Origin of the sequence: Lysinibacillus sp. UGB7 (genome assembly GCF_049058285.1) — a bacterium.
GTDB lineage: Bacteria > Bacillota > Bacilli > Bacillales_A > Planococcaceae > Lysinibacillus > Lysinibacillus sphaericus_B.
This window is the reverse complement of record NZ_JBMGUV010000005.1, coordinates 31,355-53,531: the sequence shown is the minus strand read 5'-3', so window position 1 is coordinate 53,531 and position 22,177 is coordinate 31,355. Positions and strand designations below refer to the sequence as shown.

The window sequence follows — 22,177 nt, the reverse complement described above, 5'->3', positions numbered from 1 at the left end:
GAGAGACAATTTTGTCTTCCTCAAGGCTTATTTCATTTCTTTTTTATTTTGCAAAGGATGGATCTTTCATTGTGCCGTTCTTCGCCAAATTCACGTGCCAAGATAATGCTTTTTCTAAATCATGTGGTGTTTGGTGACCACCTGTTGCTTCATTTGCTGCATTAAAGTACGCCCATAATTGTTCACGATATTCAGGGTGTGCACAATGATCAATAATGCGACCAACGCGCTCTTTTGGTGCTAGACCACGTAAATCTGCTACACCTTGTTCTGTGACGATAACATCTACATCGTGCTCCGTATGATCCACATGCGACACCATTGGCACGATACTTGAAATTTTACCGCCCTTAGCGTACGACTTCGTTACAAAAATACCTAGACGTGCATTCCGTGCAAAATCACCTGAACCGCCAATACCATTCATCATCTTTGTACCAGATACATGTGTAGAATTTACATTACCGTAAATATCCAATTCTAGTGCCGTGTTAACAGATATTAAGCCGAGTCGACGAATAATTTCAGGTTGATTTGAAATTTCCTGCGGCCGTAATACTAATTTGTCAGCATATTTTTCAAAATTACCATATACACGGTTTCCTACTTCTTCAGACAGGGTAATAGAAGTAGCAGATGCAAAACTTACTTTACCTGCATCAATTAAATTAAATACTGCATCCTGTAGTACTTCCGAATATACTTCTAAGTTTTCAAATTCTGAATCTTTGAATCCTAATAATACAGCATTTGCTATTGAACCGACTCCTGATTGTAATGGACGTAAGCTCGTCGTTAAACGACCTGCTTTAATTTCCTCGCGGAGGAAATTCAGTAGATGGTTAGCCATAATATCTGTTTCTTCATCGGCCGGGACAATTGTTGATGGTGCATCTAGGATGTCTGAAATCACAATACCTTTTACTTTATCTAAATCTAGTGGAATACCAATAGTACCAAGGCGATCCGATGCATTTTGCAGAGGAATTGGTGCACGCTTACCTTGAGGACCTGGCACGTAAATATCGTGGATACCTTCTAATGCATCAAGTTGCGCTACGTTTAACTCAATGATTACTTGGTCAGCCTCTTGTACAAAAATTGGAGAGTTACCAACTGAAGTTGTCGGAATGAGTAAGCCGTCTTCTGTAATAGCAGCCGCTTCGATAATGGCAAAATCGATTGGTCCAATGATGCCTTGGCGTACGAGTTCAGCATTGTGTGACAAATGTGCGTCAACATACGCGATGTCACCACTGTTAATTTTGTTACGAATACCAGAATCTGCTTGGTAAGGTCCTCGTTTGCGAATAGCGCCGGCTTCTGCTAGGTATTGGTCAACTTCTGGTCCAAGTGATGCACCTGTGTATACATCTACCTTGAAGCTCTCTGTTTTAACTTTCTCTACAAGTGCAAGCGGTACCACTTTTACGTCACCAGCACGTGTAAATCCACTCATACCAAGTACCATGCCATCCTTAATCCAAGAGGCTGCTTGTTGTGCTGTTACAACTTTACTTCGTAGCTGTTCATTACGAAGTTTTTTCGCTAACTTTTCTTCCATTCTTTATTCCTCCCATTCGTATTTACTCCAACTAGATTATTTACCCCATTTTTTTGGATTACCCCACCAATTTAACAAGGAATAAACAAAATAATCAGTCGCATACATAATTTTACACTATTCAGAATTTTTAAGCTATATCTAACAAATTATTTTACTTTGCGAGATACTTTAGTCAAAATACAAATTATTTAAAAATATTTTCAACTAGATATTAACCAATTGTTTATATGGAAATTATTCGATTTTACCAGAAAAGCGTGATATGCTTTTGATATATATACAAGGGAAAAAGGAGAAATTATGATGGTTAAACAATTATTACGTAATCATTCTTCCGTTCGCATTTACGACGGGAATCCTATATCAAAAGAAATTGTTGAAGATTTAATTGCCACAGCTCAAATGGCTGCAACATCTCATTTTGTACAAGCATATAGTGTTGTTTGGGTAACAGATGAGGAGAAAAGGGAAAAATTAGGTTTACTATCTGGGAATCCACGCCAATACGAAACATCCGGCGGTGCCTTTGTCTTTTGCGTAGATTTTAAACGACTACAAATGGCTGGTAAATTAGAAGGTGTTGATATTGTGGCCGATACAGCAGAGAACGTACTGGTTGGAGTAGCGGATGTATCATTATTTGCGCAAAATTTCGTAATTGCAGCTGAATCGATGGGATATGGTATTTGTTATATTGGTGGTGTGCGTAATAAGCCGGAGGAAATTAGCGATCTATTTAATCTACCAGATTTCGTATTCCCACTGTTTGGCTTAACGATTGGTGTTCCTGTTCGCCGCAATGAAGTAAAACCTCGTTTACCAGTAGCAGCAGTACTGCATGAAAATGAATATAATTCACAGAAATATGAAGAACTCTTACCAGCTTATAACGAGTCACTGGCAGCGTACTATACTAGTCGATCTTCAAATAGAAAAATCGACAATTGGACAAAACAGATGGCTGATTTTTTAATTGAACAGCGTCGTCCTTTCATTAATGATTTCCTTGCAAAGAAAGGTTTTAATTGGAAATAACTTCATGTAGGTAAGGTTACTATTGTATGATACTAGCCTTACCTTTTTTCTATTATAAAAAAAGCACTGTCATCAGTAGTACATTGGTCTTGATAGATATGTTTAATTATGGTACAGATTAAACGAAAAGACTCTTTCCTTTTCCAACAATTCCATTAATATAAGTAGAGGAGCTCTATATCGAAAGGAGTTTTGTTCAAATGTCCTATGTCAATAAAGATCTTGCTCGTACCTTAGAACAACAGCATAAGAGAAGTGTAAAAGGTTTATTTTTAAAAATTCAAGACTTAAATAATGAGTATACGCTATTAAGAAAACGACTTGAACATCATATTGACGTGTCTATTTATAAAGATGCCGTTGATTACGTCAATCAATTCGTTTCACATACGTCTATTCTAAATTTAAAATTCATTACGAATACTCAAAATCTTGAAGTCGTTGTATTACATGCCCTGTTATTAGAGTATATTTTACAAAAAGAAGCAGCTCCTTCTTTTGAATACGAAAATCAATTGCTACAAGACTGTATTCAACAAACTTTAGCACTAAATGATCATGCCTCAACACTTTTTACGAACCATAAAGAAAAAATGCTTCATTACATTGATGCTCAAACTGTATAAAAAAGACGATCATTGCAACTAACTTCATTGCGCTGATCGTCTTTTTAATTATTGTAGCCCTTTAATAATGAGTGTGCGAACAGGTAAAAATTGCTCGCCTGTATCCCCATAGGTCAGGATTACTTCATCACCTACTTGTAAATAAATCGCAAGTGGTTCAGTTTCTGCACTCACTAAATAGTTTTCACCGTTATCCAATAAAAACGATACTATAGTAAAGTCACCTAGATGTTCTTTGTAAACACGCAGCACTTTTCCGCTTGCATCTTTCTCCTCGGCTTTTGAACTGCCTTCGACCGTGCTTCCTCCACGGCTAAGTGCTGTTTTATATAATTTTAACGCTTCTTTTGGCGTCGTTGCAAAGGCTGAAACTTCAGGGTTGGCTGCCGATACGATGAAATAGTTTTGTAGGAATCCATTTGCATCAAGTACTGCAGTTAGCCAGCTTGCTTCACCGTAGAAGTTATACAATACTGGCATTTCACCTGTCCATTTTTTCTCAATAAATTTCTTTTCAATAATTTGTAGTGCCCCTTGAGAATCCATATATGACGCATCTTGGTTACCTGTGTAATAAGTTGCCTCACCCGTTCTTGCGTTCGTTAAAGAGTAACCTAGCATCGAATCCACGCCCTCTTTTGGACTTGTAAAATCAGTAAAGTAATACATGTCGCCTGCTTCATCGAAAATTGGGCTGACATTCGACTCAGTCCCTTCATCTGAAGGTAACTTCACATCTTTTTTCCCGAACATACTATTCCAATAACCGTGTACATATTTCCCGAAATAACTATTTTGTAGACTTACTGTTTCAGGTGACACCGCCCCATCTATAAATTCTGGGATGTCTGCTAGCTTCACAATCTCAGATTTCCCTGATAATGCATCGACCAACACAATTCCTTGCACATCAAAACCATTACGCGCTGAAATGAATTCTCCATAAGAGCGAATATAGTATGGCTTACCATCATCATCAACCTCAAGCTGTACATCCCCATAAAAAATTAAGAACGGATGTTGCAAACGCATATGACGTTCTAAATTACTATTTAGATAAGCCGAAGGAATATATTTCATTTCCTGTGCAACAAATTTTGGATTATCTGTTGAATCAGTAGCACTCATTGTAAAGTAACCTGGTGTCGTATCGCCATTCATCCATTTAAAGAAACCTGAAAATTCAACTGGCGCAATATAAACATACTCACCGTTTACCTTTTGAATTTGTAAACGTCCCAATTCATAATAACTGGTATTTGGTACTTGCCCAAACGCCTTTTTCATTTTATTACGGACAAACTTTGGCGGTACACTTGCTGGTGTTTGCGTCTCATCGAAAGGTTTAATTTCAACTTCTTCCTTCATTTCTGCTGATTTAAATTTATCATTTGCATTCCATAAAGGCGCTGATAGCACATAGGCTGCTACAACTAGGCTTGCTAAAAATAAAAAGCCCTTAACTTTCCTTTCGATGCCACTCGCTAACAGCGCACCACCTAATGTAAGTAAAGTAATTGCTGGCCAAAAGACAAGCCAGTTCACATCAATTTTCGTAACATATAGCGTAATACCAGTTGCTATAAATCCTAGAATGAAGGCTCCGATGAAAAAGTATCCTATAACCTTTTTCGACTGCCCTTCTTCTCGCTTTTTTGTTATAAGCGGTGTTAATAAAACACTCGCAATTAGTGCAATGACTGCAGAAGCTAACAATAGCTTGGTCATTCCATTCACCCTCTCTTCACTTACTGTCTTACTTATTTACGATTACATAACGCAAAAGTTTCAATCATAAAAATATTATAGAAACAAAGGAATTCTAACACAAAAAGAGAATTTCTAGTGATAGGAGGTGAAAAAATGGCTAAAAAGATATTAATTACTTGTATTTCAGTGCTCGGTCTTTATTATATTTTTTTCTTTTCCCACATTGCGGAGAGTTTGAAACTCATATTTAAGGTCATACCTATGATTTTAATTATTATTTTGGCTGCTACACAAAAAGTACCGCACATAAAAAAATATCAGATCCTCATCATTACTGGGCTTATTTTTTGTATGATTGGTGACTATACATTACGTTGGTTTTTATTTGGATTAACTAGTTTTTTAATTGGTCATATTTTTTATATTTTTGCGTTTGCAGGAACAAACGAACGAAAAGTACCAATTTGGGCTAGAATTTTCCTCCTTGTATACGGTGGGAGTATGGCGGTGTGGATTGCTGGTACAGTCTTTAAATCAGGCGAAGTAGTGCTTAGCATTGCTGTTCTTGCCTATATTTCTGTTATTTTAATGATGGGTTGGACATCCATTCGCACTGGCTCAACTTTTGCAACGATTGGTGCCTTGCTTTTTATTGCATCAGATTCCTATTTAGCTATTAATAAATTTGTAATACCTTTACCATTTTCACACGAAGTTATTATGCTTACATATTATAGTGCGCAACTACTAATTGCACTGAGTATTCTTCAATATTCCGAAATCCGAAGTAAAGTGATACAATAAGGTGCCTGGCACTCAAACAATTCTGAATTGTTTGAGTGCCAGGCACCTACTCAACATATACCTTTAGGAGGCCATAGCAATGAAAGAACAAGTAATTGAACGTTTAATTCGCTATACAAAAATTGATACACAATCAGACTTTACAAGTGAAACTACGCCTTCCACACAAAAGCAGTTTGACTTATTACATGTGCTTAAAGATGAGCTTGCTACAATCGATTTAACAGACATTACATTAGACGATAATGGTTATTTATTTGCAACGTTGGAAGCTAATACGGATAAAGATGTTCCAACAATCGGCTTCTTAGCCCATGTGGATACCGCAACTGATTTTACGGGCACAAATGTTAACCCTCAGCGTATCGACAATTATGATGGTGGTGACATTCGTTTAAATGAAAATCTAGTCATGTCTCCAGTTGATTTCCCTGAACTAAAAAATTACGTTGGGCAAACACTGATTACAACAGATGGCACAACTCTGTTGGGCGCTGATGATAAAGCGGGTATTGCTGAGATTATGACGGCAATGGAATACTTAGTGAATAATCCAACGATTAAACACGGGAAATTACGTGTGGCCTTCACTCCTGATGAAGAAATTGGCCGCGGCCCACATAAATTCGATGTAGCCGCTTTTGGTGCTGACTATGCTTATACGATGGATGGTGGACCACTTGGCGAGCTTCAATATGAAAGCTTTAATGCAGCAGGTGTAAAGGTTATAACAAAAGGAACGAGTGTACATCCAGGTTCAGCAAAAAATAAAATGGTTAATTCCATCACAATGGCAATCGCCTTCCAAAATGAAATGCCTCTTGATGCTGTACCTGAGAAAACAGAAGGTTACGAAGGATTCATTCACTTAATGAACTTCAAAGGATCTATTGAACATACGGAGCTTTCATACATCGTACGTGATCATGACCGCCAAAAATTTGAAACGAAAAAACAATTAATGCTGGATGTGGCTAGCAAAATTCAAGCGCAGTATGGTGAAGATGCGTTAAGCATTTCTATTGAAGATCAATACTATAACATGGGTGAAAGAATTGAGCCTGTAAAAGAAATAGTTGACATCGCACGTGCTGCAATGGAAAAATTAGATATTGAACCAAATACACTTCCGATTCGTGGGGGTACTGATGGTTCACAACTTTCTTATATGGGCTTACCTACGCCGAATATTTTTGCAGGTGGCGAAAATATGCACGGTAAGTTCGAATATGTATCCGGAGAGACAATGGAAAAAGCTTCACAAGTCATTCTTGAAATTGTACAGCTCTTTGAACAGCAAGGTAAATAAACTATCCTTTTCTATTGGTTGAAACAATATGACCAAAATATTTGTCCACTACGGAGGAAGGTTTCCCCTTTCTTCGTAATTTTTTTTACTTTAATAACTGAATTTTCAAATTACATAAAGAGTTAGAGTGTTTAACTCAAATCGAGGTGATATTGTTATGAAAGAAATTGCATTAGGCATTTTAGCTTCACTTTTTTTTGCCGTAACGTTTATTTTGAATCACGCAATGGAAATGCAGGGAGGTAGTTGGCTATGGAGCGCATCTTTACGGTACTTCTTCATGTTGCCATTTTTACTTGCTATCGTCTTCTATCGAAAGGGCTTTTCACAGCTTTCAGGTGAAATGAAATCACAGCCTATAGCATGGCTTCTTTGGAGCTTTATTGGCTTTGTGTTATTCTATGCACCACTCACATTTGCAGCCGCATTCGGACCAGGCTGGCTCGTTTCTGGTACATGGCAGTTTACGATTGTTGCAGGCGTATTGCTCGCTCCCCTTTTCGTTTCTGTAATCGCAGACAAAACTGTACGCCAAAAAATACCGCTCGTATCATTACTTATTTCATGTGTTATTCTAGTCGGTATTTTATTGATTCAAGTGCCACAAGCGCAGTCGGTTCCTCTAAAAAGTTTGCTGCTCGGCATTTTGCCAGTCGTTGTAGCAGCATTCGCTTATCCACTAGGCAATCGTAAAATGATGGACGTTTGTGGTGGTCGCATTGATACGTTTCAACGCGTACTTGGCATGACGATTGCATCGATGCCTGCATGGATTGTAATGGCGATTTATGCAATCGTAACTGTTGGACTCCCATCAAAAGCCCAAGTTCTACAATGCTTATTTGTCGGTATTAGTTCAGGTGTCATCGCAACCATTCTATTTTTCATTGCAACCGACCGTGTACGAGATCATCAAGGCAAACTAGCCGCTGTTGAAGCTACTCAATCAACAGAAATTATTTTCGTTATTATTGGAGAAGTTCTACTATTGGGTATTGCCTTCCCAGACCCAATTGCAATTGCAGGACTTGGCGTCATCATTATCGGCATGCTATTGCATAGTTATTATACGATGCTTCTCGGTAAAAAGAATGCTACCGAGCAATCGTTATCTTCATAGATTAAGGTCTGTCTAATAAGTCCCTAAAATCAAACAGGTGTGGAAAAACATTTCGTTTTTCCACACCTGTTTTTCTGTTATTAAGATTTTCACTCTTCCTTCAAAAAATGAAGGATTTATTATTCATAAGACGTTAATTTGTTGCCATAATCATCACTGATGAAACCATAGCCCGGTGCAAAAAGTTCATTAAGGGACGTTTCCACAACGTTGTTAAACGTCCCTGCTGGTGTTGTAATCGTGTAATGAATGGCACGAACAAACCCTTCTTGTTTCCGTCCATGTCCCGTTCTAGTCACTTTTGAGCCCTCTGTAACTGGCTTTTCAAATGCATATTTGTTCCCATCCATTTCGTAATTAAAGTTTATTTCTGTTTCATAGTAGTCAATGAACTTTAATGCTGGCGCTTCAAAGCGATTATTAGTCGTTTTCTTATAAACAATGTTTGGAGTAGCATAATTCTGATATACTAGCTGCTGAAGCGTATCATTTGGCAAGAAAGACGTTGTTATAATCGGTGATTCGTTCGGTCTTATAGTAGCTAGAACTTTTTTCGGTACACTATATACTTCCCCATCTATCTCAATCCAAGCTGTCTTATCATTTTCTGTCAATAATATTCCTTCATCAAAACGTTTTAGCTCTTTTTGATTTCCTTTCCCTTCAACATTCACACCATATCGAATATAACGTTTCCCTAAGTTTTTCACAGGCTCGATTAATGTTACAGGGATATAGCCCTCTTTCACCCAAAGGTATCCATTTATTTCAAGTCCTAATGATTGGAGAGCAGTTCCTTTTGAACGCTCCACCCCACTTGCTCCATTCATTGGAGCGCCTAACACCTGTGCATCAGTTGTTAACATATAGAGTCCCTTAGCTCTTTTCGTTGTTTCGACAATGCGAATATTCGCGCCATCAATATAGTCCTCAATAGAACTACCGTCCCAATCATAATAAGAGTAATATAGGTTTTCACCAATAGAAATCTTATTATAAAAGGCTCCATCTACATATTCAGTTGGGTAATGTGCTCCATAGCTATGGCCCTGACGACTGCTGTTGATATAGCCGGGATTATCATAAAAGGAAGCACGGATATTCAGAGGTACTTTCTTGAAAACAACTAAATCCGTTGCTTGTACACGATAACCCGAGCTTATCCAATAAAATGTTTTATTATCATACTTTTCTATATTATAAACTCGGAAATAGTTGTTGTGCTTGACTGTCATCGAGCTATACGTACCGTTTGCATTCTTCTTATACACTTTTACATCTTTTGTAAAGGTCATTTTTCCCGTTTGCCCCTTGACAATTTGTGCCCCGTCCCACTGTACCTCCGCTTTAGATGAAGATGGGTTTGCTAAAAAGGCGACAACAACGAGGAATATGATAAAATATTTCTTCATTTATCCCTCCACTTATTTCTAATTAAATTTCATTTATTATACTATACCAAGCCTGTTACTGATTAACTAATTCCCCTATCTATAGACAATCAAAAAAAGAGCGACTTATCCATATAGGCATAAGTCGCTCTGAGATTTTCACGTTCCCAAAAAATGAGGGGGGTTTTAGGAGCGTTATCATGAACTAGCAAACTTCTGGAGAAAAGTAGCTAAAGTCCATCCTCTCTACACTCGTTTTGTAGAAGAGGAATAATCTTTATACGATAATGATAATCATTATCAATTAAAAAGTCAACAACTATCTAATATTTTTTTTAGAATTTTTTTCAAATGACTACAATGCCTTTTTAAGTGAGCGTCGATACTTCCATTGCTTCAGTTGAAAATGTAAAAAACAACCGAAACAAAAACCTGCAATTGCAACTGATGAGGCAATAGCGACCACTGCTGTAAATGTATATCCTACTATTTTCCAATGAAAAAAGAAACCTAGAAACCCACCTGCTAAACAGAAGCTTGCAATACTAGAATTGAATTTTTGTTGCTGTGCATCCTCTGGTATATAAGCGGATGGAGCCTTTTTCAAAAATTGCTTTCCAAATCTGATAATTGGATTGAAATTGCATAAAACACCAAGGAAATTTGCTACTAAAGGAATTGCTAATAGCCAAACAACCCCTGTTGTCCAAGTCAGTATGATACTCAAAAGAATGATCCACTGATTAAGTCGGACAAGCGGCCTTGGAATCACATGCGACTGAGTCATCCGAAAACCTACCTTTCATATAAGTTTAATGCATTTTACTATACTCCATACTATTTGTGAAGCAAAAATGAATAACTTATAATAAGAATAAATGACTAACAATTACGTATCAGCATGATTGCATTCGGAGGTTATAATTTTGTTCAGCAAGCTTCCGATTGCAAATATAAATAAACCTCATTTAGAAGATGGCTTTTATAGCATAAAGTGAAAAGAAAAGGTGATGACAATGCCAGCTTTAACAATGGATCAAGTAAGACAACTCAATTCCTATAGCATTTATACAACAGAACCAAAACGAGCATTATTTACATTGGCTGATATACATAAAGACTTTTACCATCCTGATTTTTTAAATTTAATGATGGGTATTACAGATGCCGCGACTGAAACTGCTGCCATTTCCCACTTCTCTCGCCGTTATGGTATGTTTTTCGCCATGCAGCTTTACATGCTTGCAGCCTATGATGAGGTTTGGGATGGTAAACCGATTGAAATCCGTTTTGATGCAACAAAAGAATTCAATAGTTTTACCGTCGCAATGTTCGTTAATCCAACTGATTGGCGTTATGTGGACGAGGATGAACGTCAGATGGTCATTGAGAAAATTTTGTACGATGGGCATATTATTGTTCAACAGCTACGTAAAGTAACTTCCATTTCTCCGCTTACAATTTGGGAGAATTTCTTCGGGTATCTACTGTGGCATTATCATATATTATTATCTAATCCTGGCCTCGCCGATCAGGCAATGGAGGATATTGAAATATTGGAGAATCCTAAAACATGGGCTCGCTTCTCACAAAAATCATGGTGGGTTGAATATACCGGTGGCCAAAGTCCGACTAATTTGGTAAATGTACCTGTACGTAAATCTTGTTGCTTTTCAAAGGACGTTCCTGGCTTAATGGCTTGTGGTTTTTGCCCATTAAAGAAATAACAAAAAACCTTACCTCTCACTTTCGTGAAAGATAAGGCTTTTTTAGTTAGTCTTAGCACCCACATATGAATGTGGCACTTTTCGATTTAAGAATCAATAGCTCATCGCTATTTTTCATATACAACAAACCAATCATGTTGTTCTTCATAAATGGATGTTCCTAAATAGCCCTGCTTCAATAGCATTTGCTGTCCCTCTGTATCACCCATCGATACAGTCTTTTTTTCTGTAAAAGCGGTCTGTTCAAATTGTAAATTTTTATAAAAGATATATCGTAATTTATCAACATACTTAATCTTTAATCCCTTTATAACTAGTCCTTGCGAAAATTTATCTTTTAAACTCGCTATATTATAAGGCTTCACTGTCGAACAAACATAGTTATAACTTGTTAAATCGATATGATTCATCACAACTTTTGCTAACGTTTTTTGTAAACCAAAACCTTGATATTTTGGGGAAACATTCGATATTTCCTGATACAATACTCGATGAAATTGTGCCTCAGCAATTTCGCAATCATAGCCTAGATGTTCGTCATCAATAGGGGGATTTAATAGGGCTCTAAAGGCAATCAATTCGTCTGCCACGTATGCTCCTATCATCAAACCGTTCCCGTTTAAAATATACTCAAATTCCTCAGTACTAAGAGGCTGTAATATACTTCGATCATGTAATGATTCATAGACCTCTTGTTGTAATCTCTCAATCACTTGTAAATTCTCTATTCGTAATTGTGTAACGAAAAACGGCGTTTCACCGAGCAGTCCTTCATACATCTTGTCCATCTCGCCGCCTCCTTAGGCTGTTACAATTGTTGAGAATTTACTTAATTCTTTAATTACCTCATCGTCTACATCTACACCTAAACCAGGTTTTTCTGTTAAACAGATGAATGGTACATCATAGTGTAAATTACCAACGTCCTTAGAGAATTTAAGAGGACCTGTTAATTCAACACTTGTCATTATTTTTTTTGAAAAAGCTACATGGAAACCTGCTGCCGAGCCAACAGACGACTCAACCATTGATCCTATTTGACATTCCATACCTGCCATTTCGGCCATTACTGCTAGTTTCATAGCTGGATAAATGCCTCCACATTTCATTAACTTGATATTTACTTTATCTGCTGCACGCTTAGCAATAATTTCACGCATTTCGCGTACGCCTCGAAGTCCTTCATCAATCATTAAAGTAGTAGTCGATTTTGCCTTGATTTCTACCATTCCGTCAATATCTTCACTGTCTACAGGTTGTTCTAACCAATCTAGGTTTAAATCCTTTAATGCATGTAAGCCTTGTAGCGTTGTAGAGGCATTCCCCCACCCTTGGTTTACATCTACACGGATAGCAATGTTTTCTCCCACACGTTCACGTACAGCTTTTATGCGGGCAACATCACGTGTTACTTCAGTACCCACTTTCATTTTAAAAGATTCATAGCCCATTTCAACACGCTTAGCTGCCTCATCAGCCATATCCTCAGGTGTACCAATACTTAGTACATGCGTAATAGGGAATTTCTCATGATAGCGACCACCTAAAAGTTGATAGACTGGCACTTGTAATGCTTTACCAGCAATATCAAAGCAAGCAATGTCAATAGCCGCTTTTGCTGCTTGTACACCTTTAATCATTTGGTCCATCTTATCATGAATTTTTTCGAATGCCATTGGGTTTTCACCAATAATAGCAGGTACTAGTTGGTGCTTGAGTACAGCATAAGTGCTTTCCCATGATTCCCCCGTAACATGTTCATCCGGTACCGCTTCACCATACCCTACAATGCCAGTATCAGTCGTCATTTTTAAAATGATGGAGGGCATTGTATCATATGTAGCATAACTAATGATGAATGGATCAATTAGTGGTAAATGAATTGCAAAAATTTCTACTTGTTGAATTTTCATTTCATATCAAACTCCTGTATAATTTATAGTTGTCGTTAATACGTCGTTAATTGCTTAAAAATATAAAAAAGGAATGATGTTTATGTCTACAAAAATTGCAGTACTATGCTCTAAAGCGTTTAAAAAGCGTATACTTAGTATCGCACAAAACATAGAGGATGTTCAATTAGAATTTTATCTTTACGATCAGCCTTCTGATGCGCCAACGCTATTGAAGCAAATTAAACCTTGCGATGCACTTTTGTTGGGAGGAACGCTACCATATCTACATGCTCAATCATTACTTGAAACATTGCCAATCCCTTGGAATTATATAAAACAAGATGAAACTGCTATTTCTACAACATTATTATCACTTATAGCCAATCACGCAATCTCTCTTGAAAGAGTAGCCATTGATGTTATGAATCCAAAATTTGTAGATAACGTTCTCTCTGATATAGAATATAGCGGGAAAAATCCTTACGTCTACCCTATTTCACTTGCAGAAGCACCGCATGATATTTTGCAGAAACATCTAACACTTTGGCAAGCAAAGAGCATTGATTTCGTTATAACAAGTATTCATAGTGTGTTCGATGAATTACAGGCTTTGAATATCCCAGCAATGCGTATGTTGGATGCATCAAGCTCCATTATTCAATGCATAGAAGAAACAAAATCACAATCTTTACTTACAAAATCCGAATCAGTCAAAGCTGCTGTCGGACTATTAGACATGCAGGAAGATAACGATTTCCACGCATCTATTTTAAATCATATAACGGCTGCTACACATTCAACCTATAAGCAAATTTCGCCTAATTATTTTGAACTTTATACAACTGCTGGACATTTACAAAATGCGTTCGAAAAGGAAAATTTACAAAAGCTGCTACAGCAAATAGAAAAACCATTTAAGCTTGCATTTGGCTACGGTCATTCGATTTTTGAAGCAGCTCAAAATGCAAAATACGCTCTAAAATTCACCAAGCCCTTTGAAATTTATATACTAGATGAACATAAAAATCTAGTAGGTCCTCTTCCAAATGGTGAAGCCAAAATTTCCTTAAAAACAAATGATCCTTACATTTTGCAAATGGCAAAGCAAACAAATTTAAGTCCAGTCAATCTTTCTAAAATCATAAATTTCAGCCGAGAAAGACAGTCTGCTCAATTTACATCTTCTAATCTATCTGAATATCTACAAGTCTCTCGCCGAACAACTGAACGCATTATAAAAAAATTAGTTGACCAAGGCTACGCGAAAGTAGTTGGAGAAGAGATGCCCCACCAACAAGGTCGTCCTCGCACAATCTATGAGTTGAATTTCGGAACTTATTAAAAACTTTAAATATTAAGACAAGGGGCTCTTTAGCAAGCCCCTTTGTCTATTACAACCATCTTTTGCAAACCTAGAAATAGATAAATCATTTTTCTATAAAGAAACACGAACATTTTTAGTAGGAGCGTAAGGCGGCGACTCCTACGGGAAAGCAAGCGAACCGAGACCCTGGACTGAGTGTAACGAAGGAAGCGGCTTGGTGCTTGCCCACGGAAAGCGTCCGCCTGTAGCGAATATACCTATGTGATAGGAATAATTAGTTAATTTTCTGCTGCCACCATATTATTCACATCATTTTCTTGTGTGTCTTTCTTGTGTTGCTCAGCTGCTTCAATTTCTTCAGGGGTCATCTTAACAATCGCAAATCCTACATACCCATAAATAATGGAAATAATCGGAACTACAAAATTAATAATAGCATATGGTGCATATTCCATTGCCCCTACTCCTAATGTTGCAAGTATAAATACTCCACATGTATTCCACGGGAAGAATACCGATGTTAGCGTCCCACCATCTTCTAATGCACGAGATAAATTTTTGGAATGCAAGCCACGTTTTTGATAAACATCACTAAACATTCGCGAAGGAACAACAATCGAAATATATTGCTCAGAACAAGTAGCGTTCGTCGTGATACATGCAGCAATCGTTGAAGCAATAAGGCTACCTGTAGATTTCGCAAATTTTATAACAACATCCATAAGCGCCTTCAACATGCCTGAATATTCCAACACCCCACCAAATGTCATGGCAACAATTGTCATTGAAACCGTATACATCATAGAATCTAAGCCACCACGATTAAATAGTTCGTCCACCATATCATTACCTGTGGATATTACAAATCCTTCTTGCAATGCATGAACGGCCATTGTAGGTGTTCCGCCCTGTACAAAGATTTGTAGCAAGAAGCCTGATACTATCCCAATAACTAATGCTGGAATTGCTGGCACCTTTTTCGCAACCATTACAATAACACCAATAGGAACTAGCAATAACCATGGTGAAATAACAAAACTTTTTTCCATCACGTCAAGTGTTGTCATAATTTTTTCAGAGTTCATCGACACATCTGCGAAGCTTCTGCCCATAAACCCGAAAGCAAGAAGCGCAATGATTAATGCTGGTATCGTTGTATAAAGCATATGTTTTATATGATCAAACAAGTCTGTATTCGTTAGACCTGCCGCTAAATTTGTTGTGTCAGATAATGGGGACATCTTATCACCAAAATATGAGCCAGAAATAACTGCTCCTGCAATCATAGCTGCAGGGATTCCCATACTTAAACCAATACCCATACCGGCAACACCGATAGTGGCCATCGTTGACCAAGAGCTACCAATTGCTAGTGAGACAATTGCACATAACAGCATTATCGTTACTAAAAACCATGCTGGTGAAATTAATTTTAAGCCATAAAAGATCATTGTGGCAACAACTCCGCCACCGATCCATGCTCCGATTGTCAAACCTACTAATATGATGATGACAATGGCAGGCAATGCTAAGCGAATCCCTTTATACATCATTTCTTCGATTTCTATCCATTTGAAACCATGTTTTTTGGCAACAATTGCTGCTACAGTTGTTCCCACAATCAGTGGTACATGTGGACTTTGCTCTAATACAACTACTGTTAGAAGCATTGTAAAAATCATTATAGCAAAAGTCAAAAGTGCCCATCCTGCACTAATATCCTTTTTCATCATCATCCCATCCCCTTTTTTTGCACCAATAACCCACTTAAAAATTTAAAGACGCAAATATTTTTTTACGATTTTTAGCTTAATATTCAAAAAATATAAAGTCAACGCAAAAAATTTATGCTTCTCTAGCAATTATGACTGTTAAAGCGAAAAAAAACGTTTCCAAATAGCTTTTACAAGCAATTCAAAACGTCGTATATTTATGCATTTCGTATAAAAATAGCTGTATCAAAAGTAATAATATACTTTTAATACAGCCTCTTTCTAACAAATATTTTTCAATCTGGCTTTTTCTCTAACACACAAGCTAGCACTTTCGACGCATCGATTAATGCACTGCGTTCAAAAGTCATTTTAGGGTGATGTAATCCCGGAACTAAATTGGCACCTATACCAATCATTGCCGCTTTTAACTCTGGCTTTTTCACTGTATAAAAGTGAAAATCATCACTACCCGGTGTTGTAATTTCTTCAGCTAGATGTTGAGCACCCAGTGTTTCAATAATAGCATTTTTCGCCAAACGGGCAGCAACTGGTGAAACTTCTGCCCCTGGTGTAAAGTCAATCCATTTCCAATTCATCTCAATTTCATACTGTTGCTGTATTGATTTCAGACCAAATTCAATACGGCTACGAAGTAACTCAAGTTGATTATTTCGTTGAGCACGAATATCCATGGCAAAACTAGCAGACCCAGGAATGATATTTGTACTCCCCCCATCCGCAACAATCTTCGTTAATTTTGCAGAGTGCGGCTCAAATGATGATAAATGAATACTATTTAACATTTGTTGGATAGCCATAATGACATCAATGGCATTTTTTCCTTGATGAGGTCTTGCCCCATGTGCATCAGTACCACGAATCGTTCCATCCAAGAAATACGCTGCTCCATGATGGATGGCAGGTGACACTTTTCCTAGCGGAAGCTCTTCTACGGGTCTTAAATGAACACCATACAAATGCGACACACCATCAACTGCTCCGCGGTCAAAGGCTGCACATGCACCATTCCCGACCTCTTCTGCTGGTTGGAAAATAAAGCGAATACGATGCTGTAATGGAAGATCTTTAAGTAGTAGTAAAGCTCCTAGTACCATCGTAATATTCGCATCATGACCACATGAATGATTAGCCTGCCATTTACCATCAACTTCTTGCCATAACGCATCAATATCTGCCCGTACCGCAACAATTTCATCACCTGTACCGATTTCAGCAAGTAGCCCTGGCACATCACCTAATAAACGATACGTTACCTTTAATTCATCCAGAATAGACGCAATTTTTTTGGTTGTTTCAAACTCCTTCCAGCTTACCTCCGGATTACTATGAAAATGTTCAAACCATTGATACATTGTATCTGCTAGCGTTGCCGCACTTATCATAACTACACCTCTATATAACTTTTTTCTTCACATTATACATGATAGCTTTTCATAAAAGTAAATATGATATAAGTACCTTATCCATTCAATAAATCACCATTTCATGCTGCATAGCTCGATAAGAAAAGTGACCAATTACCTAAAAACCCACTCATTTTATGCTATAAAATATTTTATGTAGTTAAATTAGAAAAATGTGACCTTACCATAACATTAAAGGCTGTGTTAAAAGGTTTTTCACTTTTATCACAGCCCAAAATGTCTTTTATAAACTTGTAAAAAACCCCTCTGGATATTCTTCATGATGTACGAGTGTTATATGCTCCTCATTTTTTTCATCGTTTGTTTGAAATACAGGCTCTTGATCCATTAAGTAAGTTTCAAATTTTGAGTTTAATACCTTTGTCATGTTTTCACCTCCATTATTAATTGAATTTTCTGATAAAAGAATTATACAATAATTTTTTATAAAAAATCAACAATTAATGCATTATATGCATAATAAATATAAATTCAATCTCTTTTTTAGATCATATAACAAAGACGTCTCAGATATGCCTCTGAGACGCCCTATTTGTGCTTATTATGCCGTTACGCTCTTTGATACCTCATCACCATTTCCACCAAATTTATGCTGTGTAAGATATTGAATAACTACCAGAACAATAAAGATAGCTAAGCCAGTCCAATCAGAGAATTTCTCTGGATAAATGAGTAATAAACCAGCTGCAATGGCAATAATACGTTCAATCCATAGCATTTTCCGATACCAGAAACCTATTACCCCTGCACCGATAGCCACCATACCCGTAACAGCTGTAAAGACTACCCATAAAATTTGCGGAATTGTTGTATCGATCATCAGTAACGCAGGTGAAAACACGATCATATAAGGTATGATAAAAGCTGCAATCGCAAGCTTTGCAGAATTGACACCCGTTTTAATAGGGTCTCCTCCCGAAATACCAGATGCAGCAAAGGCCGCAAGTGCTACAGGAGGCGTTATATCTGCGATAATACCAAAATAAAATACAAAGAAGTGCGCTGACAATAGGACAACAACTGGCACCAATTCCTGTGGTGTGTTCGGTGATAACAACGCCACAATGGCTGGTGCTGCTATTGTTGATGTAATAACATAGTTTGCCGTTGTCGGTGCACCCATTCCAAGGATAAGTGAAGCAATCATAACGAATACAAGTGTTAAAATAATACTACCACCAGCTAAAGCTACTAAGCTATTGGCTAAACTTAATCCTAAGCCCGTTTTTACAACTACACCTACGATAATACCCGCACAGGCTGTAGCAGCTACTACACCAAGTGCTGTACGCGCTCCTTCAACTAATGCATCAATAATATCTTTAGGTTTTAAACGTGTATCCTTGTTGAACATCGCCACCCCAATCGAAATAATAATTCCGTATAGCGCAGCGTGCATTACAGGCGTACCCGTTAACATTAAAATGATAATTGCAACTATTGGTAATAATAGGTAAATTTTCTTAAACACTTCTTTACGGTCTGGCATTTGGTCATCACGTAAACCAAGTAAGCCAACACGTTTTGCCTCAAAGTGTGTCATAATCCAAATTCCCGTAAAGTATAACAACGCAGGGATTGCTGCTGCTTTTGCAATATCCCAGTAAGTAATTCCACGACCAATGAATTCTACCATTAAGAACGCTGCAGCACCCATAATAGGCGGCATAAGCTGTCCACCTGTGGACGCTGCTGCCTCAACAGCACCAGCAAACTCTTTTCGATAGCCTAGTTTTTTCATCATCGGTATTGTGTACGAACCCGAAGTTACTACGTTCGCGACAGAGCTTCCAGAAATCATTCCCTGTAGGGCACTTGAGAATACAGCAACTTTGGCTGGACCACCAATTAATTTGCCTGCAAATGCTACTGCTAAATCGTTGAAGTATTGCCCAACACCAGTTTTCACAAGAAAGGCCCCAAATAATAAGAACACAAAAATGAATGTCGCGGATACACTAATTGGTGTACCTAAAATACCGTCTGTCGTAAAGTACATAAGGTTGACAATACTTTCTATATCCTGTCCTCGATGCGCCATAAACGCTGGGAAGTATGGTCCAAAATAAGCATAAATCAGGAAACCTATTGCAATTATCGTGATTGGTAAACCCACTGCCCGTCGAGCCGCCTCAAGAACCAGTACCACAGCTATTAAGCCGACGAAAAAATCTAACTGTGTAATAGTACCATTACGATTTACAAGCTCTGCATAATTCAATGTCCAATAAGAGCCTACTACTACGGATAATAATGCTAAAATATAATCAAACCACGCAATATTATGCTTCGGTGCCTTTCTTCGAGCTGGGAATAACAAGAAAATCAGTGCTAAACCAAAACCTAAGTGCACAGTACGTTGAATTGGTGCTGTAAATTGTCCGAAGATCGCAGTGTACAATTGAAACAATGAAAATGCTAACAATCCAAAGAAAATTACATGCTTCATGATCCCAGTTATTGTACGTACATTCGATTCGATATCATATTTTTCAAGTATGGCTTGTTGCTCTTCAGCAGAAATTTGTTCAAATTCTTCTACTTTTACTTCTTTGTTCGGTTCATGTTGTTTCGTCATTTCATCCTAACTCCTTTCCATTGGTCATAAAGTGATAGTTGTTTCACTTCAAATAAATAGGATTTTCCCCTTTGTAAATCTTTTTTTAAATCATATTCATAATCTTCGTAATCCAATACTAAATCTAAATCTAAATCCCCGATGTAAATCGTGAAATTTTCTATTATTTCATTGTCAAATTGCAAATAATATTTGCCATCGCGTTGTGTTAATGTTTGATTTTTCTCTGCGTAGCCTGGCATACCAATCGCTAAATCCTCATATTCCATTCCAAGCATCTGTATACGATTTTTTTCGACGCATTTGTAATGTTCAAGCACATCTGATTTATGAATTGAATGTGTATATCTAATACGAAATGTATCATCCTTAACAATTGGTATGTAGAACATCATTGGATGATCTGTGCGTGTTTCAGTGAATGCGAATACCTTTTGAAGAGGAAGAAAAATCATTGTGATAACGCCTATACATAATAGTGCTATTACTATAAACAGTTTCCTCTTTCGCATTACATCCGTTCCCCCACTTTAAAAGCCATTCGCTTTTTAATCATTGCCTCTCAACATAGGAAAAAGAGGCTCGAAGCTTTACGCGATCCGAGCCCCTTTGTATGTTTAAAGAAAGTATAGTTTTCTTATCCATGGTTAGGTATTTACATTCATCTACTTGACCAAAATATGGTGTTGCGTAGGGCCATTACAAATACACTCACTATGTTCAATTAATTATTTTTTCTCATCAAAGTATTTTTGAGCACCAGGGTGAACATCAATACTGATACCATCTAACCCAGTTTCAGCTTTGATAAGACGGCCTTTGTCATGAGAAATTTTATCGGTATTGTCGTAGATTGCTTTTGTCATCGAGTAAACGACATCTTCTGGCAAATCTTTGTTCACAGCTAGCATCGCAAGAACAGAAACCGTTTCAACATCGCTTCCGATGCCATAAGTACCAGATGCTACTGTATCTTTAGCATAGTATGGATATTTCGCAATTAACTCATCTGCTTTACCAGCATCTACACCAATAATATTCACCTTCGTTGTTGCATTTAACGCCTCAACAGCACCTGTTGGCGTTCCCGCTGTAATGAAGGCTGCATCAATTTGACCTGATTGGAGACCATCAGTTGACTCACCAAAATCTAAGTTTTGTGCTTTAATGTTATCCATTGTTAAACCATGGATTTCAAGTAATTGCTCAGCATTTGCGTAAGTACCAGAACCCGGAGCACCTACAGAAACTTTTTTACCTTTTAAATCTGCGTACGTTTTGATACCAGAAGCTTCCGTCGTTACTAACTGAACCGTTTCTGGATAAAGTGCACCTAAGGCTGAGATAGTATCAATTTTTTTGCCATCAAACATTAACTTACCTTCTGTTGCGTAATAAGCGATATCTGTTTGGACAAACGCGATTTCACCTTTCCCATCTTGTAAAGCAGTCATATTAGCAGCAGATGCTTGAGAAACCTCAGCTGTTGTTTTAATGCCAGTGTCAGTTGTTATCAGATCAGCAAATGTACCACCAAGTGCATAATAAGTTCCTTGTGTACCACCTGTTAATAAACTCAAAAACTTAATGTCGGATTTTGGTTTATCAGTTGTGGCCGTATCACCATTTGTATTTTCTTTCCCTGTATCGTTTGATTTTGACCCACCATCAGATCCACATGCAGCTAAAATCAAAAGCGCAAATGCACTCAATAGCATTAATAATCTGAATTGCTTTTTCTTCATATTAACCTTCCCCCTTATGGTTATAATTAAGAATCTATTTAAAATTACCAAATTTAGTATAATATTGTCAATCTATTTATAGTAAATTCTGACTTTTATAATTATACTATACCACCAAAAAAACTTTATAACGCCTTTTATCAAATTCTACAAAATTCAATATTTACCTGAGATAATACACCAATC

At 37.4% G+C, this 22,177-nt stretch carries 19 protein-coding genes; 7 read left to right on the top strand and 12 right to left on the bottom strand.

The features are described from left to right. Nucleotides 1-43: 43 nt before the first annotated feature. Complete coding sequence (locus tag ACOMCU_RS06595; RefSeq protein ID WP_421049726.1) at nucleotides 44-1,564, bottom strand: succinate CoA transferase; 1,521 nt, start codon at nucleotides 1,562-1,564, stop codon at nucleotides 44-46. 306 nt (nucleotides 1,565-1,870) lie between these two features. Between ACOMCU_RS06595 and chrR the strand changes: the two genes are divergently transcribed. Beyond that, nucleotides 1,871-2,602, top strand: coding sequence for a class II chromate reductase ChrR (gene chrR, locus ACOMCU_RS06590; RefSeq protein ID WP_010857762.1), 732 nt, complete (start codon nucleotides 1,871-1,873; stop codon nucleotides 2,600-2,602). 200 nt (nucleotides 2,603-2,802) lie between these two features. Then, nucleotides 2,803-3,228, top strand: a complete 426-nt coding sequence (locus tag ACOMCU_RS06585) for a hypothetical protein (protein ID WP_010857761.1) — start codon at nucleotides 2,803-2,805, stop codon at nucleotides 3,226-3,228. Nucleotides 3,229-3,276: 48 nt separating this feature from the next. Here the strand turns inward: ACOMCU_RS06585 and ACOMCU_RS06580 are convergent, their stop codons facing one another. Continuing rightward, on the bottom strand, nucleotides 3,277-4,956 hold the full coding sequence (locus tag ACOMCU_RS06580; RefSeq protein WP_421049725.1) for a hypothetical protein: 1,680 nt from the start codon (nucleotides 4,954-4,956) through the stop codon (nucleotides 3,277-3,279). Nucleotides 4,957-5,091: 135 nt separating this feature from the next. On the opposite strand from ACOMCU_RS06580, the gene ACOMCU_RS06575 reads away from it, so the two are divergent. The 3 genes from ACOMCU_RS06575 to ACOMCU_RS06565 all read left to right on the top strand — a co-directional run bounded on the left by ACOMCU_RS06575 (nucleotide 5,092) and on the right by ACOMCU_RS06565 (nucleotide 8,171). After that, complete coding sequence (locus ACOMCU_RS06575; protein ID WP_421049724.1) at nucleotides 5,092-5,742, top strand: lysoplasmalogenase; 651 nt, start codon at nucleotides 5,092-5,094, stop codon at nucleotides 5,740-5,742. Between the two features lie 79 nt (nucleotides 5,743-5,821). Beyond that, on the top strand, nucleotides 5,822-7,051 hold the full coding sequence (gene pepT, locus ACOMCU_RS06570; RefSeq protein WP_421049723.1) for a peptidase T: 1,230 nt from the start codon (nucleotides 5,822-5,824) through the stop codon (nucleotides 7,049-7,051). A 157-nt stretch (nucleotides 7,052-7,208) separates the two neighbouring features. Continuing rightward, a complete protein-coding gene (locus tag ACOMCU_RS06565; RefSeq protein ID WP_010857757.1) occupies nucleotides 7,209-8,171 on the top strand; it encodes a multidrug resistance efflux transporter family protein in 963 nt (320 codons plus the stop codon). Between the two features lie 119 nt (nucleotides 8,172-8,290). Here the strand turns inward: ACOMCU_RS06565 and ACOMCU_RS06560 are convergent, their stop codons facing one another. Together ACOMCU_RS06560 and ACOMCU_RS06555 are read right to left on the bottom strand one after the other, a co-directional pair. Beyond that, nucleotides 8,291-9,583 carry a hypothetical protein gene (locus ACOMCU_RS06560; protein ID WP_421049722.1) on the bottom strand — a complete coding sequence of 431 codons (1,293 nt, stop codon included), beginning with the start codon at nucleotides 9,581-9,583 and terminating at the stop codon, nucleotides 8,291-8,293. 334 nt (nucleotides 9,584-9,917) lie between these two features. Beyond that, on the bottom strand, nucleotides 9,918-10,349 hold the full coding sequence (locus tag ACOMCU_RS06555) for a DUF4395 domain-containing protein (RefSeq protein ID WP_421049721.1): 432 nt from the start codon (nucleotides 10,347-10,349) through the stop codon (nucleotides 9,918-9,920). A gap of 229 nt (nucleotides 10,350-10,578) precedes the next feature. Here ACOMCU_RS06555 and ACOMCU_RS06550 point away from each other — a divergent pair, with 229 nt between their 5' ends. Continuing rightward, the gene (locus ACOMCU_RS06550; protein ID WP_010857754.1) at nucleotides 10,579-11,289 is read left to right on the top strand and encodes a hypothetical protein; all 711 of its coding nucleotides are present in this window, start codon (nucleotides 10,579-10,581) and stop codon (nucleotides 11,287-11,289) included. Nucleotides 11,290-11,396: 107 nt separating this feature from the next. Here the strand turns inward: ACOMCU_RS06550 and ACOMCU_RS06545 are convergent, their stop codons facing one another. Both ACOMCU_RS06545 and ACOMCU_RS06540 read right to left on the bottom strand, forming a co-directional pair. Next, nucleotides 11,397-12,077 (bottom strand): GNAT family N-acetyltransferase, encoded by a 681-nt coding sequence (locus ACOMCU_RS06545; protein ID WP_421049720.1) that lies wholly within the window; start codon nucleotides 12,075-12,077, stop codon nucleotides 11,397-11,399. Nucleotides 12,078-12,089: 12 nt separating this feature from the next. Beyond that, on the bottom strand, nucleotides 12,090-13,202 hold the full coding sequence (locus tag ACOMCU_RS06540; RefSeq protein WP_421049719.1) for a mandelate racemase/muconate lactonizing enzyme family protein: 1,113 nt from the start codon (nucleotides 13,200-13,202) through the stop codon (nucleotides 12,090-12,092). Between the two features lie 82 nt (nucleotides 13,203-13,284). Here ACOMCU_RS06540 and ACOMCU_RS06535 point away from each other — a divergent pair, with 82 nt between their 5' ends. Then, the gene (locus tag ACOMCU_RS06535) at nucleotides 13,285-14,526 is read left to right on the top strand and encodes a hypothetical protein (RefSeq protein WP_010857751.1); all 1,242 of its coding nucleotides are present in this window, start codon (nucleotides 13,285-13,287) and stop codon (nucleotides 14,524-14,526) included. Nucleotides 14,527-14,786: 260 nt separating this feature from the next. Here the strand turns inward: ACOMCU_RS06535 and nhaC are convergent, their stop codons facing one another. The 6 genes from nhaC to ACOMCU_RS06505 all read right to left on the bottom strand — a co-directional run bounded on the left by nhaC (nucleotide 14,787) and on the right by ACOMCU_RS06505 (nucleotide 21,991). After that, nucleotides 14,787-16,238, bottom strand: a complete 1,452-nt coding sequence (nhaC, locus tag ACOMCU_RS06530) for a Na+/H+ antiporter NhaC (RefSeq protein ID WP_036131018.1) — start codon at nucleotides 16,236-16,238, stop codon at nucleotides 14,787-14,789. Between the two features lie 278 nt (nucleotides 16,239-16,516). After that, the gene (locus tag ACOMCU_RS06525) at nucleotides 16,517-17,626 is read right to left on the bottom strand and encodes an amidohydrolase (RefSeq protein ID WP_421049718.1); all 1,110 of its coding nucleotides are present in this window, start codon (nucleotides 17,624-17,626) and stop codon (nucleotides 16,517-16,519) included. A 265-nt stretch (nucleotides 17,627-17,891) separates the two neighbouring features. Next, complete coding sequence (locus ACOMCU_RS06520) at nucleotides 17,892-18,035, bottom strand: hypothetical protein (protein ID WP_010857748.1); 144 nt, start codon at nucleotides 18,033-18,035, stop codon at nucleotides 17,892-17,894. A gap of 174 nt (nucleotides 18,036-18,209) precedes the next feature. After that, a complete protein-coding gene (locus ACOMCU_RS06515; RefSeq protein ID WP_010857747.1) occupies nucleotides 18,210-20,246 on the bottom strand; it encodes a TRAP transporter permease in 2,037 nt (678 codons plus the stop codon). Next, the gene (locus tag ACOMCU_RS06510) at nucleotides 20,243-20,758 is read right to left on the bottom strand and encodes a DUF1850 domain-containing protein (RefSeq protein WP_421049717.1); all 516 of its coding nucleotides are present in this window, start codon (nucleotides 20,756-20,758) and stop codon (nucleotides 20,243-20,245) included. Before ACOMCU_RS06510 ends, ACOMCU_RS06515 begins: the two co-directional genes overlap by 4 nt. Before the next feature lie 216 nt (nucleotides 20,759-20,974). Next, complete coding sequence (locus ACOMCU_RS06505) at nucleotides 20,975-21,991, bottom strand: TAXI family TRAP transporter solute-binding subunit (RefSeq protein WP_421049716.1); 1,017 nt, start codon at nucleotides 21,989-21,991, stop codon at nucleotides 20,975-20,977. Nucleotides 21,992-22,177: the final 186 nt, after the last annotated feature.

Excerpts from the sequence above, each read along its gene's own strand:
- chrR (WP_010857762.1), top strand. The coding sequence starts at position 1,871 with ATGGTTAAACAATTATTACGTAATCATTCTTCCGTTCGCATTTACGAC.
- ACOMCU_RS06545 (WP_421049720.1), bottom strand. The coding sequence starts at position 12,077 with ATGGACAAGATGTATGAAGGACTGCTCGGTGAAACGCCGTTTTTCGTT.
- ACOMCU_RS06510 (WP_421049717.1), bottom strand. The coding sequence starts at position 20,758 with ATGCGAAAGAGGAAACTGTTTATAGTAATAGCACTATTATGTATAGGC.
- ACOMCU_RS06525 (WP_421049718.1), bottom strand. The coding sequence starts at position 17,626 with ATGATAAGTGCGGCAACGCTAGCAGATACAATGTATCAATGGTTTGAA.
- ACOMCU_RS06550 (WP_010857754.1), top strand. The coding sequence starts at position 10,579 with ATGCCAGCTTTAACAATGGATCAAGTAAGACAACTCAATTCCTATAGC.
- pepT (WP_421049723.1), top strand. The coding sequence starts at position 5,822 with ATGAAAGAACAAGTAATTGAACGTTTAATTCGCTATACAAAAATTGAT.
- ACOMCU_RS06575 (WP_421049724.1), top strand. The coding sequence starts at position 5,092 with ATGGCTAAAAAGATATTAATTACTTGTATTTCAGTGCTCGGTCTTTAT.
- ACOMCU_RS06595 (WP_421049726.1), bottom strand. The coding sequence starts at position 1,564 with ATGGAAGAAAAGTTAGCGAAAAAACTTCGTAATGAACAGCTACGAAGT.
- ACOMCU_RS06520 (WP_010857748.1), bottom strand. The coding sequence starts at position 18,035 with ATGACAAAGGTATTAAACTCAAAATTTGAAACTTACTTAATGGATCAA.
- ACOMCU_RS06565 (WP_010857757.1), top strand. The coding sequence starts at position 7,209 with ATGAAAGAAATTGCATTAGGCATTTTAGCTTCACTTTTTTTTGCCGTA.
- ACOMCU_RS06560 (WP_421049722.1), bottom strand. The coding sequence starts at position 9,583 with ATGAAGAAATATTTTATCATATTCCTCGTTGTTGTCGCCTTTTTAGCA.
- nhaC (WP_036131018.1), bottom strand. The coding sequence starts at position 16,238 with ATGAAAAAGGATATTAGTGCAGGATGGGCACTTTTGACTTTTGCTATA.
- ACOMCU_RS06515 (WP_010857747.1), bottom strand. The coding sequence starts at position 20,246 with ATGACGAAACAACATGAACCGAACAAAGAAGTAAAAGTAGAAGAATTT.
- ACOMCU_RS06505 (WP_421049716.1), bottom strand. The coding sequence starts at position 21,991 with ATGAAGAAAAAGCAATTCAGATTATTAATGCTATTGAGTGCATTTGCG.
- ACOMCU_RS06580 (WP_421049725.1), bottom strand. The coding sequence starts at position 4,956 with ATGACCAAGCTATTGTTAGCTTCTGCAGTCATTGCACTAATTGCGAGT.
- ACOMCU_RS06535 (WP_010857751.1), top strand. The coding sequence starts at position 13,285 with ATGTCTACAAAAATTGCAGTACTATGCTCTAAAGCGTTTAAAAAGCGT.
- ACOMCU_RS06540 (WP_421049719.1), bottom strand. The coding sequence starts at position 13,202 with ATGAAAATTCAACAAGTAGAAATTTTTGCAATTCATTTACCACTAATT.
- ACOMCU_RS06555 (WP_421049721.1), bottom strand. The coding sequence starts at position 10,349 with ATGACTCAGTCGCATGTGATTCCAAGGCCGCTTGTCCGACTTAATCAG.
- ACOMCU_RS06585 (WP_010857761.1), top strand. The coding sequence starts at position 2,803 with ATGTCCTATGTCAATAAAGATCTTGCTCGTACCTTAGAACAACAGCAT.